11 protein-coding genes are annotated in these 15,601 nt (G+C 74.1%); 9 read left to right on the top strand and 2 right to left on the bottom strand.

Annotated elements, in window-relative coordinates:
• Positions 1 to 148 precede the first annotated feature (148 nt).
• From IE118_RS03670 to hemW, 3 genes are all read left to right on the top strand, one after another.
• Entirely contained in the window at positions 149 to 2,023 is a 1,875-nt protein-coding gene (locus IE118_RS03670) for an AMP-dependent synthetase/ligase (RefSeq protein ID WP_189555765.1), read from the top strand.
• A 238-nt stretch (positions 2,024 to 2,261) separates the two neighbouring features.
• On the top strand, positions 2,262 to 4,289 hold the full coding sequence (locus IE118_RS03665; protein ID WP_189555764.1) for a SpoIIE family protein phosphatase: 2,028 nt from the start codon (positions 2,262 to 2,264) through the stop codon (positions 4,287 to 4,289).
• Positions 4,290 to 4,316: 27 nt separating this feature from the next.
• A complete protein-coding gene (gene hemW, locus IE118_RS03660; RefSeq protein ID WP_189555763.1) occupies positions 4,317 to 5,549 on the top strand; it encodes a radical SAM family heme chaperone HemW in 1,233 nt (410 codons plus the stop codon).
• 190 nt (positions 5,550 to 5,739) lie between these two features.
• On the opposite strand, the gene IE118_RS03655 is transcribed toward hemW, so the two are convergent.
• Complete coding sequence (locus tag IE118_RS03655) at positions 5,740 to 6,546, bottom strand: DUF3097 domain-containing protein (protein ID WP_189555762.1); 807 nt, start codon at positions 6,544 to 6,546, stop codon at positions 5,740 to 5,742.
• Positions 6,547 to 6,580: 34 nt separating this feature from the next.
• Complete coding sequence (locus IE118_RS03650; RefSeq protein WP_189555761.1) at positions 6,581 to 7,315, bottom strand: MBL fold metallo-hydrolase; 735 nt, start codon at positions 7,313 to 7,315, stop codon at positions 6,581 to 6,583.
• Between the two features lie 162 nt (positions 7,316 to 7,477).
• Here IE118_RS03650 and hrcA point away from each other — a divergent pair, with 162 nt between their 5' ends.
• The 6 genes from hrcA (at position 7,478) to IE118_RS03620 (ending at position 15,560) form a co-directional block, all read left to right on the top strand.
• Complete coding sequence (hrcA, locus tag IE118_RS03645; RefSeq protein ID WP_189555760.1) at positions 7,478 to 8,494, top strand: heat-inducible transcriptional repressor HrcA; 1,017 nt, start codon at positions 7,478 to 7,480, stop codon at positions 8,492 to 8,494.
• A complete protein-coding gene (gene dnaJ, locus IE118_RS03640) occupies positions 8,494 to 9,630 on the top strand; it encodes a molecular chaperone DnaJ (RefSeq protein WP_189555759.1) in 1,137 nt (378 codons plus the stop codon). The genes hrcA and dnaJ overlap by 1 nt, the downstream gene beginning before the upstream one ends.
• A gap of 112 nt (positions 9,631 to 9,742) precedes the next feature.
• A complete protein-coding gene (locus tag IE118_RS03635; RefSeq protein WP_189555758.1) occupies positions 9,743 to 10,816 on the top strand; it encodes a nitronate monooxygenase in 1,074 nt (357 codons plus the stop codon).
• Positions 10,813 to 11,553 carry a 16S rRNA (uracil(1498)-N(3))-methyltransferase gene (locus IE118_RS03630; protein ID WP_189555757.1) on the top strand — a complete coding sequence of 247 codons (741 nt, stop codon included), beginning with the start codon at positions 10,813 to 10,815 and terminating at the stop codon, positions 11,551 to 11,553. Before IE118_RS03635 ends, IE118_RS03630 begins: the two co-directional genes overlap by 4 nt.
• A gap of 173 nt (positions 11,554 to 11,726) precedes the next feature.
• Positions 11,727 to 12,251, top strand: a complete 525-nt coding sequence (locus IE118_RS03625; protein WP_189555756.1) for a hypothetical protein — start codon at positions 11,727 to 11,729, stop codon at positions 12,249 to 12,251.
• A gap of 45 nt (positions 12,252 to 12,296) precedes the next feature.
• Positions 12,297 to 15,560, top strand: coding sequence for a S41 family peptidase (locus tag IE118_RS03620; RefSeq protein ID WP_189555755.1), 3,264 nt, complete (start codon positions 12,297 to 12,299; stop codon positions 15,558 to 15,560).
• Positions 15,561 to 15,601: the final 41 nt, after the last annotated feature.

Below are 15,601 nucleotides of genomic sequence, written 5' to 3'. Positions count from 1 at the left end.
GAAGTAACAGGCCGTGGCCCCTTACGCCGAGGCCGGTCGGCCCTTACTCTGTCCGTGCTCGATAGTTACTCGCGAGTTAAACAACGACGCGCGAGGAAACCCCAGCCGCACTGAGCCAGCCGCACCGTCGCGGGCCCCGGAGGATGTCGTGAGCGACACACAGACACTGATCGAGAACCGACCGCCGACCCTGGCGGCCCTCTTCCTGGAGCGTGTGGCGGCCACACCGGACGCCGAGGCCTACCGCTACCCCGTCCCGCCGGCCTCCGGCGAGGGCCCGGACGACTGGAAGTCCCTCACCTGGGCGGGCACCGCCGAACGGGTGCACGCCATCGCGGCCGGCCTGATCGAGCTGGGCGTCCAGCCCGAGGAGCGGGTGGCCCTGGCCTCCGCCACCCGCGTCGAGTGGATCCTCGCCGACCTCGGCATCCTCTGCGCGGGCGCCGCCACCACCACGATCTACCCGCAGACCAACGCGGACGAGTCCGCCTACATCCTGTCCGACTCCCAGAGCCGGGTGCTCGTCGCGGAGGACGCCGAGCAGGCGGCCAAGGCGGTGGCCAAGCGCGCCGAGCTGCCCGACCTCGTCCGCGTCGTGGTCGTCGACCCGGCCGGTGTCGACACGGACGACTTCGTGATCACCCTCGCCGACCTGGAGCAGCTCGGCGCCGCCCGGCTGCAGAAGGAGCCGGAGGTGATCAAGGAGCGGGTCGCGGCGATCACCAAGGACCAGCTGGCCACCCTGATCTACACCTCCGGCACCACCGGCCGCCCCAAGGGAGTCCGCCTGCCCCACGACGCCTGGGCGTACATGGCCAAGGCGATCCCGGCGACCGGCATGGTCCACGGCGACGACGTGCAGTACCTGTGGCTGCCGCTCGCCCACGTCTTCGGCAAGGTGCTGATCTCCGGCCAGGTCGAGGCCGGTCACGTGACCGCCGTCGACGGCCGCGTCGACAAGATCATCGAGAACCTGCCGGTGGTCCGGCCGACCTACATGGCCGCCGTGCCCCGCATCTTCGAGAAGGTCTACAACGGCGTCGCCGCCAAGGCGAGGGCCGGCGGAGGCGCCAAGTACAAGATCTTCCAGTGGGCCGCCGGGGTCGCCCGCGAGTACGCCAAGGTCACCCAGGACAACTTCCGCCGCACCGGCACGGCCAGTGCCCCCGCGGGCCTGCGCGCCCGGCACGCCGTCGCCGACAAGCTCGTCTACGCCAAGATCCGCGAGGCCTTCGGCGGCAACCTGCGCGCCTGCATCTCCGGCTCGGCCGCCCTCGCCCCCGACATCGGCTACTTCTTCTCCGGCGCCGGCGTCCACATCCTGGAGGGCTACGGCCTCACCGAGTCCTCCGCCGCGTCCTTCGTCAACCCCGGCGAGGCCTACCGCACCGGCACCGTCGGCAAGCCGCTGCCCGGCACCGAGGTCCGCATCGCCGACGACGGCGAGGTCCTGCTGCGCGGCCCCGGCATCATGCAGGGCTACCACAACCTGCCCGACAAGACCGCCGAGGTGCTGGAGGAGGACGGCTGGTTCCACACCGGCGACATCGGCGAGCTGTCCGCCGACGGCTACCTGCGCATCACCGACCGCAAGAAGGACCTCATCAAGACCTCCGGCGGCAAGTACATCGCCCCCGCCGAGGTCGAGGGCCAGTTCAAGGCCGTCTGCCCGTACGTCTCCAACATCCTGGTGCACGGCGCGGACCGGAACTACTGCACCGCCCTGATCGCCCTCGACGAGGCCGCCATCACGGCCTGGGCGGCCGACAACGGCATGGAGGGCAAGGCGTACGCGGACATCGTCGCCGCGCCCGCCACGGTCGAGATGGTCGACGGCTACGTCAAGCAGCTCAACGAGGGTCTCCAGCGCTGGCAGACCATCAAGAAGTTCCGCCTGCTGCCCCGCGACCTCGACGTCGAGCACGGCGAGATCACCCCGAGCCTGAAGTTGAAGCGCCCGGTGGTGGAGCGCGAGTACAAGCACCTCATCGAGGAGATGTACGAGGGCTCCCGCGAGGCGTGACACCCACGGTGTGACCGAGCGGGGCGGGGTCCCGGGCCGACACGGCCCGGGACCCCGCCCCGCTTTTCCCGTTGTCCGGAAGGAGACGGCTTTCTGACCGTTCCTGACCACACGCGTACCACGGTTCGCATCCCTGGCGGCCCACTTCGGTAACTCGTTGCTTATGGGCGGGGTCTGTCTGTCACCCTGTGGGCAGTGATCGAGGTTGCATTCGTACGAACTGCCCGGGGAGCTGCCCATGCGGGCCATTCCGACCCAGCGGGAGACCGCCTCGCGCGCCTCCGACCCGCGGGGGTGCGCGCGGGTGGAAGCGACCCTGTCCGGAAGCCCCCTCGCGCCCGGTTCCGCGCGGGCACTGCTGCGCAAGACGCTCACCGAGTGGGCCGAACTGGCCCTGCCCGGCGCGGAGCACCTCACCGGCCCCGTAGGTGACGACGCCGCGCTCGTCGCCAGCGAACTGGTCACCAACGCCGTCGTGCACGCCGGCACCGAGGTCCGTCTGACGTACCGGCTGGAGCAGGAGACCGGCGCGTTCGTCGTCGAGGTCGCCGACCACCACCCCTCCCGCGCGCCGCGCGACGGCGAGAGCGCACCGCCCCCGGCACCGGACACCCCCGAGTACGGGCGCGGCCTGCGTCTGGTCGCCGCGCTCTGCGAGTCCTGGGGGATCACCTACCGCCCCGGCAGCAAGACCGTGTGGGCGCGGCTGCCCGCCGACCCGGAGCACGCCGCCGGCGAGCGGGGCGCCCCGTACGCGGGGGAGCACGCCCACGTCCACGACCTCAGGGTCGCGGAGAGCCTCGCCCGGGGCCCCCTGGACCCGCTCACCGTCCGGCCCGCCCCCGGTCACCGGGAGGGCCAGGGGGCGGGCGGCCGCGACACCTGGCTGGCGGGCTCCTACGGCGACGACTGGCTCGCCCGGCGCGACGGACGGGACGGCACCTGGCTGGGGCGCGGCGCCCTGTCCTTCCTCGCCGAGGCCTCCGACCTGCTCGCCGGCCAACTGGACGAGGACCTGGTCACCTCCCTCACCGGCCAGCTGATCGTGCCCCGGCTGGCCGACTGGTGCGCGGTGTGGCTGGAGGACGAAACCACCGGCCACGGAGGCTGGGACGACGGCGCCCGCGGGGCCGGCGGCCCCCGCCTCGCCCGGGTCTGGCACGCCAGCGAGAACCGCATCGAGGCCCTCAGCCACGCCCTGGAACAGCACCCGCCCGATCCGGGCGACCCGCTCCACCCCGGGCCCCGGCCCTACCCGTGGCCCGGCGGCGCGGCCCTGGACGACGGCCCGGGCGACGGTGCCCACGGAGCCGCCCTCGCCTACCGGCTCGTCGCCGGCGGGCGGCCGCTGGGGACGCTGGTGATCGGGCGGGGCGGCATCGACCGGTTCCCCGACGAGATCACCGGGCTGGTCGAGGACCTCGGCCGGCGGGTCGCGCTCGCCATCGGCGCCGCCCGGCAGTACTCCCGCCAGGCCACCATCAGCGCCGTGCTCCAGCGCGGACTGCTGCCCGGCGCCGTCGCCGAGATCCCCGGCGTCCGCAGCGCCCTCGTCCACGAACCCTGCGACAAGGGCGGACCGAGCGGCGACTTCTACGACCTCTTCCCGGCCGGCCGGGGCCGCTGGTGCTTCGCCGTCGGCGACGTCCAGGGCAAGGGGCCCGAGGCCGCCGTCGTCATCGGACTCGTCCGGCCCTGGCTGCGGCTGCTGGCCCGCGAGGGCTATCGCGTCGCCGACGTCCTCGACCGGCTCAACCAGCTCCTCCTCGACGACGCCACGGAGGCCGCCGACGCCGCCGCCCGCGCGCTGGTGGCCGCCGGGGCCCGCCCGACCGCGCCCGGCGACGGCCCCCAGACCCGCTTCCTCTCCCTGCTCTTCGGCGAACTCGTCCCCTTCGCGGGCGGCGTCCGCTGCACCCTCGCCTCCGCCGGACACCCGCTGCCCCTGCTGCTCGACCCCGAGGGCTCCGTCCGTACGGTCGCCCAGCCGCAGACCCTCCTCGGAGTCGTCGAGGACGTCATGTACACCAGCGAGACCTTCGAGATGTACTCCGGCGACACGCTCCTCTGCGTCACCGACGGAGTCACCGAGCGGCGCTCCGGCCCCCACCAGTTCGACGACGGGGACGGGCTCGCCACCGCCCTGTCCGGGTGCGCGGGGATGGACGCCGGGCCGATAGCGGAACGGATCACGCAGCTCGTGCACGAGTTCGGGGCCCGCCCGCCGGCCGACGACCTCGCCCTCCTGGTGCTCCAGGCCGAGTGAGCCGGCGGGTGCGGGACAATGGAGCACATGCCTTCCGCACTCCCCGACGGCGAGCCCGTCCCCGCCGACGGCGCGCTGCCCGCGTCCGCGCTCGCCGGGGCCACGGACCGTCCCCTCGGCTTCTACCTGCACGTCCCGTACTGCGCGACCCGCTGCGGTTACTGCGACTTCAACACCTACACCGCCACCGAGCTGCGCGGCAGCGGCGGGGTGCTGGCCTCCCGCGACAACTACGCCGGGACGCTCGTCGACGAGGTCCGGCTGGCGCGGAAGGTGCTCGGCGACGACCCGCGCGAGGTCCGCACGGTGTTCGTGGGCGGCGGCACGCCGACGCTGCTGGCCGCCGACGACCTCGTACGGATGCTGGGGGCGGTCCGCGAGGAGTTCGGCCTGGCGGCGGACGCCGAGGTGACCACGGAGGCGAACCCGGAGTCGGTCGACCCCGCCTACTTGGCGGCGCTGCGGGCCGGCGGCTTCAACCGCATCTCGTTCGGCATGCAGAGCGCCCGGCAGCACGTGCTGAGGGTCCTCGACCGCACGCACACCCCCGGCCGCCCCGAGCGGTGCGTCGCGGAGGCCCGCGCGGCCGGGTTCGAGCACGTCAACCTCGACCTGATCTACGGCACGCCGGGGGAATCCGACGACGACTGGCGGGCGTCCCTGGACGCGGCGATCGGCGCCGGCCCGGACCACGTCTCGGCGTACGCGCTGATCGTGGAGGAGGGCACGCAGCTGGCCCGCCGGATCCGGCGCGGCGAGGTGCCGATGACGGACGACGACGTCCACGCGGACCGGTACCTGATCGCCGAGGAGATGCTGTCGGCGGCCGGCTTCGACTGGTACGAGGTGTCCAACTGGGCGACCTCGGAGGCGGGGCGCTGCCTGCACAACGAGCTGTACTGGCGCGGCGCCGACTGGTGGGGTGCGGGCCCCGGCGCCCACTCGCACGTGGGCGGGGTGCGGTGGTGGAACGTCAAGCACCCGGGGGCGTACGCGGCGGCACTGGCGGAGGGGCGGTCGCCGGGGGCGGGGCGGGAGCTGCTGTCGGAGGAGGACCGGCGGGTGGAGCGGATCCTGCTGGAGCTGCGGCTGTCGGAGGGGGTGCCTCTTTCGCTGCTCCGTGCGGAGGGGCTTGCGGCTGCGGGCCGGGCCCTCGCCGACGGCCTGCTGGCCGAGGGCCCCTACGACGAGGGCCGCGCGGCCCTCACCCTGCGCGGGCGGCTGCTGGCGGACGCGGTGGTGCGGGACCTGGTGGACTGACTTTCCTCGCCCCCGCCGCCCCTTCCCGTCCCGACCTGGGGCTCCGCCCCAGACCCCGCTCCTCAAACGCCGGAGGGGCTACCTCAGCCCCTCCGGCGTTTGAGGAGCGGGGGTCCGGGGGCAGCGCCCCCGGGGACGGGACCGGGAAGGGGCGGCGGGGGCGAGAAGACCCGCCGCGACACCGCGCCCCTCAGGCCGGTGCCGTGACGAAGTCGATCAGTTCCTCCACGCGGCCCAGCAGCTGCGGCTCCAGGTCCTTGTACGAGTGCACGGAGTCGAGGATCCGCCGCCACGCCTCCCCCGTGTTCGCCACCCGCCATCCCAGCGCCGCGCACACCCCCGTCTTCCAGTCCTGCCCCCGCGGCACCCGCGGCCACGCCCCGATGCCGACCGACGCCGGCTTCACCGCCTCCCAGATGTCGATGTACGGGTGCCCCACCACCAGCGCGTGCTCGCTCGTCACCGCCTGCGCGATGCGCCACTCCTTCGACCCCGGGACCAGATGGTCGACCAGGATCCCGAGGCGCGCGTCGGGCCCCGGCGCGAAGTCCTCCACGATCGACGGCAGGTCGTCGACACCCTCCAGGTACTCGACGACCACCCCCTCGACGCGCAGGTCGTCGCCCCACACCTTCTCCACCAGCTCCGCGTCGTGCCGCCCCTCGACGTAGATGCGCCCCGCGCGGGCCACCCGCGCCCGCGCGCCGGGGACGGCCACCGAACCCGACGCCGTACGCGCGGGCCGCCGGGGACCGGAGGCCGGACGCACCAGCGTCACGACCCGCCCCTCCAGCAGGAACCCGCGCGGCTCCAGCGGGAACACCCGGTGCTTGCCGAAGCGGTCCTCCAGCGTGACCGTGCCCGCCTCGCAGCGGATCACCGCGCCGCAGAAGCCGGTCCCGGGCTCCTCCACCACCAGTCCTGGCTCGGCGGCGACCTCGGGGACGGGCTGCGGCTTCTTCCACGGAGGGGTCAGATCGGCGGAGTACTGGCGCATTCTGACGACGATACGAGGATCGCGGCCGCCGTGATCACTCCGACACGCCGAAACGTGCCGCCAGGGCGTCGCGCTGCGCCCGCACGAACGCCGCGTCCACCACCGCGCCGTGCCCGGGGACGTACAGCGCGTCCTCGCCGCCCAGCGCCAGCAGCCGGTCCAGCGCGGCCGGCCACCGGGAGGGGACGGCGTCGGGGCCCGCCTGCGGCTCGCCCGACTCCTCGACCAGGTCGCCGCAGAACACCACCTCCGGGTCGCCGGGGACGAGCACCGCGAGGTCGTGCGCGGTGTGCCCCGGGCCCACGTTCGCCAGCAGCACCTGCCGGCCGCCGTCCGGGCCCAGGTCGAGCGTCCACTCCCCGGACACCGCGTGCCGGGGCGGGACCAGCGCGTCCGCCGCCTCCGCGGCCGCCCGCGCGTCCAGCCCCCACCGCACCGCGTCCGCGCGCAGCTCCTCGCGCCCGCGCGCCGTCAGCACGGTCTCCATGCCCACCGCCCCGAACACCTCCGCCCCCGCGAACGCCGCCGCCCCGAGGACGTGGTCGAAGTGCGGGTGGGTGAGCGCGAGATGCGTCACACGGCGGCCGGTGAGCGCCCGCGCCCCGGTGCGCAACCGCGCGCCCTCGGCCAGACTCGAACCCGCGTCGACGAGCAGCACGCCGTCCGCGCCCACCACGATCCCCGCCGTGCAGTCCCACACCGGCAGCCGGCACCGCCCCACCCCGGGCGCCACTTGCTCCCATCCCGACTCTTCCCAAGTCACGGTCATGACGGGACGCTATCGGGGACGACGCCGCCCGGCGCGACGGCGCGGGACCGGCCTTGCCCGGGGTGTACCCCCCGGCCGTACACTGGGCCGGGGAAGTCTGGCACTCGCGTGCGAAGAGTGCCAGAGCCGTTACCGGGCGGAAGGCTACTGGAGGTGTGCGCGGTGCTCAGTGAACGCAGACTCCAGGTGCTGCGCGCCATCGTCCAGGACTACGTGGGCACCGAGGAGCCCGTCGGCTCCAAGGCGCTCACCGAGCGGCACAACCTCGGCGTCTCCCCGGCCACCGTGCGCAACGACATGGCGGCCCTGGAGGACGAGGGCTTCATCGCCCAGCCGCACACCAGCGCCGGGCGCATCCCCACCGACAAGGGCTACCGGCTGTTCGTCGACAAGCTCGCCGGTGTGAAGCCGATGACCGCGCCGGAGCGGCGCGCCATCCAGAACTTCCTCGAGGGCGCCGTCGACCTCGACGACGTGGTGGCCAGGACGGTGCGGCTGCTCGCGCAGCTCACCCGGCAGGTCGCCGTCGTGCAGTACCCGTCGCTGACCCGCTCGACGGTGCGGCACGTGGAGCTGCTGGCGCTGGCGCCCGCGCGGCTGATGCTGGTGCTGATCACCGACACCGGCCGGGTCGAGCAGCGGATGGTCGACTGCCCGGCGCCGTTCGGCGAGGCGTCCCTCGCGGACCTGCGGGCGCGGCTCAACAGCCGGGTCGCGGGCCGCCGCTTCACCGACGTGCCGAGTCTGGTGGAGGACCTGCCGGATGCCTTCGAGGCGGAGGACCGCGGTACGGTCTCGACGGTGCTCTCCACTCTCCTGGAGACGCTCGTCGAGGAGAACGAGGAGCGGCTGATGATCGGCGGCACCGCCAATCTCACCCGCTTCGGACATGACTTCCCCCTGGTGATCCGGCCCGTCCTGGAGGCGCTGGAGGAGCAGGTCGTGCTCCTCAAGCTGCTCGGCGAGGCGAAGGATCCGGGCGTGACCGTGCGTATCGGTCACGAGAACGCCCACGAAGGACTCAACTCCACGTCCGTCGTGTCGGTCGGCTACGGTTCGGGCGGCGAGACTGTCGCCAAGCTCGGTGTGGTCGGCCCGACCCGCATGGATTACCCCGGAACGATGGGAGCGGTACGCGCAGTGGCACGGTACGTCGGACAGATCCTGGCGGAGTCGTAGTGGCCACGGACTACTACGCCGTACTCGGCGTGCGCCGCGACGCGTCGCAGGAGGAGATCAAGAAGGCCTTCCGGCGGCTCGCCCGCGAGCTGCATCCGGACGTCAATCCGGATCCGAAGACCCAGGAGCGGTTCAAGGAGATCAACGCCGCCTACGAGGTGCTGTCGGACCCGCAGAAGAAGCAGGTCTACGACCTCGGCGGCGACCCGCTCTCGCAGGCCGGCGCCGGCGCCGCGGGCGGCTTCGGGGCCGGAGGCTTCGGCAACTTCTCCGACATCATGGACGCGTTCTTCGGCACGGCGTCGCAGCGCGGACCGCGTTCGCGCACCCGCCGCGGCCAGGACGCGATGATCCGCATCGAGGTCGAGCTGGACGAGGCCGCGTTCGGCACGACCAAGGACATCCAGGTCGACACGGCGGTCGTCTGCACCACCTGCAGCGGCGAGGGCGCGGCCCCGGGCACCACCGCGCAGACCTGTGACATGTGCCGCGGCCGCGGTGAGGTCTCGCAGGTCACGCGGTCCTTCCTGGGCCAGGTCATGACGTCCCGCCCCTGCCCCCAGTGCCAGGGCTTCGGCACCGTGGTCCCGACCCCGTGCCCGGAGTGCGCGGGCGACGGCCGGGTCCGCTCCCGGCGCACCCTCACGGTCAAGATCCCGGCCGGTGTCGACAACGGCACGCGGATCCAGCTGGCGGGCGAGGGCGAGGTCGGCCCCGGCGGCGGCCCCGCCGGCGACCTGTACGTCGAGATCCACGAGCTGCCGCACCCGACCTTCCAGCGGCGCGGCGACGACCTGCACTGCACGGTCACCATCCCGATGACCGCGGCGGCCCTCGGCACCAAGGTGCCGCTGGAGACGCTGGACGGCATGGAGGAGGTCGACATCCGGCCCGGCACCCAGTCCGGCCAGTCGATCCCGCTCCACGGCCGGGGCGTCACCCACCTGCGCGGCGGCGGCCGGGGCGACCTCATCGTGCACGTCGAGGTCCAGACCCCGACCAAGCTCGACCCCGAGCAGGAACGCCTGCTGCGGGAACTGGCCAAGCTGCGGGGCGAGGAGAGGCCGCAGGGCACGTTCCAGCCGGGTCAGCAGGGACTGTTCTCGCGCCTCAAGGACGCGTTCAACGGGCGCTGAGGAACGGCTCCCGCGGACGCCCGCACCCCGGTCCCCGGCACGGCGAAAAGTGGCCTGTGCCACGGGGAAGGTCGGATTCGGAGACGGCCGGGGGACGTGACACCATGCGGTCATGTCCTCCGTACCGACCGATCTCTTCCCGCACCCGATCGTGCAGGCGCCGATGGCGGGCGGTGTCGCCGTGCCGCAGCTCGCCGCCGCCGTGTCCGAGGCGGGCGGACTCGGTTTCCTGGCCGCCGGGTACAAGACCGCGGACGGGATGTACCAGGAGATCAAGCAGCTGCGGGGACTGACGTCCAGGCCGTTCGGCGTCAACCTCTTCCTGCCGCAGCCGGAGACCGCCGACCCCGCGGCCGTCGGTGTCTACGCCCACCAGCTGGCCGGTGAGGCCACCTGGTACGACACCGAGCTCGGCGACCCCGACAGCGGCCGCGACGACGGCTACGACGCCAAGCTCGCGGTCCTGCTGGACAACCCGGTACCGGTCGTGTCGTTCCACTTCGGTGTACCGGGCCGCGAGGTCCTGGACGCCCTGCGCCGGGCCGGCACCTACACCCTGGTCACCGCCACCACGGCGGAGGAGGCCAGGGCCGTGGAGCGGGCCGGCGCGGACGCCGTGATCGCACAGGGCGTCGAGGCCGGCGGCCACCAGGGCACCCACCACGACGTCCCGGAGACGGACGGCTCCGGCACCGGGCTGCTGTCCCTCGTGGCGCAGGTCCGCGAGTCCGTCGGCATCCCCGTCGTCGCCGCCGGGGGCATCATGCGCGGCGGCCAGATCGCCGCGGTCCTCGCGGCCGGTGCCGCCGCCGCCCAGCTCGGCACGGCCTTCCTCGCCGCCCACGAGTCCGGCGCGCACGCCCTGCACAAGCAGGCCCTCACCAGCCCCCTGTACGTCCGCACCGAGCTGACCCGGGCCTTCTCCGGCCGTCCCGCCCGCGCCCTGGTCAACCGCTTCCTGCGCGAGCACGGCCCGTACGCGCCCGCCGCCTACCCGGACGTCCACCATCTCACCGCACCGCTGCGCAAGGCCGCCGCGAAGGCCGGTGACGCGCAGGGCATGGCGCTGTGGGCGGGCCAGGGGCACCGGATGGCCCGGGAGCTGCCCGCCGGACAGCTGGTGGAGGTGCTGGCCGCCGAACTCGCCGCCGCCCGGACAGCGTTGTCGGCGGGAGGTGCCCGATGACCGCGCCGGTGTTCGTCGTCGACCGTCTCGACCCGGCCCCGGGTGGCCGTTACGTGCTCGACGGGCCCGAGGGACGGCACGCCGTCTCCGTGAGGCGGCTGCGGGCCGGTGAGGACGTCGTCCTCACCGACGGGGCCGGCCGCTGGGCCGAGGGCGAGGTGGAGGCCGCCGAGGGCAGGGACCGGCTGGTCGTACGGCTCGGTGACGTCGAGGAGGAGCCCGAGGAGTCGCCCCGGCTGACGGTGGTCCAGGCCCTGCCCAAGGGGGACCGGGGTGAACTGGCCGTGGAGACGATGACCGAGGTCGGCGTCGACGCCGTCGTGCCGTGGGCGGCGTCGCGTTGCATCACGCAGTGGAGGGGCGAGCGGGGGCTCAAGGCCCTCGGGAAGTGGCGGGCGACGGCACGGGAGGCGGGGAAGCAGTCCCGCCGGGTGCGTTTCCCCGAGGTCGCGGACGCGGCGACGAGCAAGCAGGTTGCCTCACTTCTGGCCGAGGCGGACTTCGCCGCCGTGCTGCACGAGAGCGGTACGGAGGCGCTGGCGACCGCCGAACTGCCCGCGTCCGGCGACATCGTGCTGGTCGTCGGACCCGAAGGCGGCGTGTCGCCCGAGGAGTTGGAGCTCTTCGCGCGGGCCGGCGCGAAACCCTACCGGCTGGGCCGCAGTGTCCTGCGTACCTCCACCGCGGGGACGGCCGCCGCGGCGCTGCTGCTCGGGCGCACCGGCCGCTGGTCCTGACCAGGAGTCCCTTCGCCCCGCCGCCCCTTCCCGCCCCGGGCCCCGCTCCCCGCTCCCCGGACGCCGGAGGGGCTGGAAGCCGGCCCTCCGGCGTACGGAGGGCCGAGGGCGCGAGGCGTACGTGGCCGTATGCGCTCTACCGCCCCACCCGTGACGGTGGCAGGCTGCCGTGCATGGGGGCGTTGAACAGGATTCCGCGCATCGCACTCGCCGTGGGCCTCGCCGTGGCCGCCGCCGGCGGGCTCACCGCCTGTGAGGGCGGCGGCCTCGGCTCCACGGCCGTCGCGTTCACCACCGACGAGGCCGTGACCGACGAACTCAACCGGAGGAAGGCCGACGTCCGTTGGCTCACCTGCACCGCGTCGTTCGGTGACCGGAAGGGCTCGGCGCCGTCGGCGCAGGAGAACACCGTCGCCGCCGTCGACTGCGAGGGCGAGACCCAGGACGGCAAGGAGATCGGCGTCACCGGCAAGATCACGCACGCCGTCAACGGCGCCTGCGTGCGCGGGAACATCACCGCGAAGGTGGGCGGGAAGCAGGTGTTCCGCGTCGACGGCCTCGGCGACTGCGAGGACAAGAGCCCGCCCCGGGTGGGCGAACCGACCGGCCGCGGACCGGATCCCACCGTCACGGTGACCGTCACGACGACCGTGTGGTGCGACCAGTACCCGTCCTGTCGCCCCGTCGAGGGCAAGTGATCGGAACCCCTGTCCGGACCGCCGCGCCCTGCATAGGGTGACCGGGTGACACAGCCCGCATCGGTCGCATCCGCCGCCTATCTCCGGTTCCCGCATCCGCACGGCGAGTTGGTCGCCTTCACCGCCGAGGACGACGTGTGGCTCGCCCCGCTGGACGGCGGCCGGGCCTGGCGGGTCAGTGCCGACAACGTGCCGGTGAACCATCCGCGCATCTCGCCCGACGGCACCACCGTCGCCTGGACCTCCACCCGCGACGGCGCCCCCGAGGTGCACGTCGCGCCCGTGGACGGAGGACGCGCCCGCCGGCTGACCCACTGGGGCAGCTCCAGGACCCAGGTGCGCGGCTGGACGCCCGACGGCCGGGTCCTCGCGCTCACCACCTACGGCGAGGCCAGTTCACGCCGTAGTCGGGCCCGTGCCGTGCCCCTCGACGGCGGCCCGGCGGACACCCTGCCGTACGGGCCCGTCGGCGACGTCGCCCACGGCCCGCACACCGTGCTGCTGTCCGCGCCGATGGGCCGCGAGGCCGCGTGGTGGAAGCGCTACCGGGGCGGCACCGCGGGCAAGCTGTGGATCGACTCGGGGGGCGACGGCGAGTTCGTCCGGCTGCACGAGGACCTCGACGGGAACATCGAGTACCCGCTGTGGGCCGGGACGGGGGTCCCCCCGCTCGAGCGCGGCCGGGAGTGGGGGAGGGTCGCGTTCCTCTCTGACCACGAGGGCACCGGCGCCCTGTACTCCTCCCTGGCCGACGGCTCGGACCTCAGGCGTCACACACCTCTCGACGGGTTCTACGCCCGGCACGCCGCCACCGACGGCACCCGGGTCGTCTACTCCAGCGCCGGTGAGCTGTGGATCCTGGACGACCTGGAGGGGGCCGAGCCGCGCCGGCTCGACGTGCGGCTCGGCGGACAGCGCGTGGACCTCCAGCCGTTCCCGGTGAACGCCGCCCGCTGGTTCGGCTCCGCCTCCCCCGACCACACCGCGCGCGGCAGCGCCGTCTGCGTGCGCGGCACCGTGCACTGGGTCACCCACCGCTCCGGACCCGCCCGCGCCCTCGCCGCCACACCGGGCGTACGGGCACGGCGCCCGCGCGCGTTCCGCGCGGACGGCGAGGAATGGGTGGTGTGGGTGACCGACGCCGAGGGCGACGACGCCCTGGAGTTCGCCCCCGCCACCGGTCCCGCCCCCGGTGCCACCCCGCGCCGCGTCGCCGCCGGACAGCTGGGCCGGGTCGTGGAGCTGACCATGGCGCCCGACGGCAGCCGTGCCGCGGTCGCCTCGCACGACGGGCGCCTGCTCCTCGTCGAGCGCGAGACCGGCGAGGTCCGCGAGGTCGACCGCAGCGAGGACGGCGACGTCTCCGGGCTGGTCTTCTCCCCCGACTCCGGCTGGCTCGCCTGGTCCCACCCCGGCCCGCGCCCGCTCAGCCAGCTCCGCCTCGCCCACACCACCGACCTGTCGGTCACCGAGGCCACCCCGCTGCGCTTCCAGGACTACGCGCCGGCCTTCACCCTCGACGGCAAGCACCTGGCGTTCCTGTCGAGCCGCTCCTTCGACCCGGTCTACGACGAGCACGTCTTCGACCTGGCCTTCGTGGAGGGCGTACGGCCGTACCTGATCACCCTCGCGGCGACCACCCCGTCGCCGTTCGGCCCGCAGCGGCACGGCCGGCCCTTCGAGACACCCGACCGGGACGAGACGCCCGACAGCGAGGGCACCCCCGCCACCCGGATCGACCTCGACGGTCTCGCCGACCGCATCGTGCCGTTCCCGGTCGAGGCCGCCCGCTACACCGACCTGCGCGCCGCCAAGGACGGGGTGCTGTGGCTGCGGCACCCGGTGCGGGGCGTGCTCGGCGCGTCCCGGGCCACGCCCGACGACCCGGACCCCAAGACCGACCTGGAGCGCTACGACCTCGCCCAGCAGCGCGTCGAGCACCTGGCCGTGGACGCCGACCACTTCGAGGTCAGCGGCGACGGCAAGCGGGTGCTGCTGTGGACCGACGGGCGGCTGAAGGTCGTCCCCAGCGACCGGCGCGCCTCCGGTGACGAGGACAGCGACACCAACATCACCGTCGACCTCGGGCGGGTCCGCCAGTTTGTCGATCCGGCCGTCGAGTGGCGGCAGATGTTCGACGAGAACGGCCGCATCATGCGGGACAACTTCTGGCGTCCCGACATGAGCGGCGTGGACTGGGACGGCGTGCTCGACCGGTACCGGCCGGTGCTCGACCGGCTGGCCACGCACGACGACCTGGTGGACCTGCTGTGGGAGGTGCACGGGGAGCTCGGCACCTCGCACGCGTACGTCATTCCGCGCGGCGGGTACGGCGGCGGGGCCCGGCAGGGGCTGCTCGGGGCGGACCTCTCCCGGCACGAGGACGGCAGCTGGCGGGTGGACCGCATCCTGCCCGCGGAGACGTCCGACCCGGACGCCCGCTCGCCGCTCGCCGCACCGGGCGTCGCCGTACGGGCCGGGGACGCGATCCTCGCCGTCGCCGGGCAGCCCGTCGACCCCGTGACCGGGCCCGCGCCGCTGCTGGTGGGGACGGCGGGGAAGCCCGTGGAGCTGACCGTGCTCCCCGCGGGCGGCGGGGAGCCGCGGCACGCGGTCGTCGTGCCGCTCGCCGACGAGGAGCCGCTGCGGTACCACGCCTGGGTCGCCGGCCGGCGGGCGTACGTGCTCGAGAAGTCCCGGGGACGGCTGGGGTACATCCACGTGCCGGACATGCAGGCGCCCGGATGGGCGCAGATCCACCGGGACCTGCGGGTGGAGGTGCTGCGCGAGGGGCTGGTCGTGGACGTGCGGGAGAACCGCGGCGGGCACACCTCGCAGCTGGTGGTGGAGAAGCTGGCCCGGCGGATCGTGGGCTGGGACCTGCCGCGCGGGATGCGGGCGGAGAGCTATCCCCGGGACGCGCCCCGGGGGCCGGTGGTGGCCGTCGCCAACGAGTTCTCCGGGTCCGACGGGGACATCGTGAACGCGGCGATCCGGGCCCTGGGCATCGGACCGGTGGTCGGTACGCGCACGTGGGGCGGCGTGATCGGCATCGACAGCCGGTACCGGCTGGTCGACGGGACGGCGGTGACACAGCCGAAGTACGCCTTCTGGCTGGAGGGGCACGGGTGGGGGGTGGAGAACCACGGGGTGGACCCGGACGTGGAGGTGGTGCAGCGGCCGCAGGACCACGCGGCGGGGCGGGACGTGCAGCTGGACGAGGCGGTGCGGCTGGCGCTGGAAGCGCTGGAATCGACACCGGCGAAGGTCCCGCCCGCGTTGCCGTGGGGCGGGAGCGGGCAGGAGTGACCACGGGGGCGCGGGCGCGGATACCATGCCCGGGTAGGTGA

Origin of the sequence: Streptomyces pilosus (assembly GCF_014649835.1) — a bacterium.
GTDB lineage: Bacteria > Actinomycetota > Actinomycetes > Streptomycetales > Streptomycetaceae > Streptomyces > Streptomyces pilosus.
This window is presented reverse-complemented; position numbering and strand designations above follow the sequence as displayed.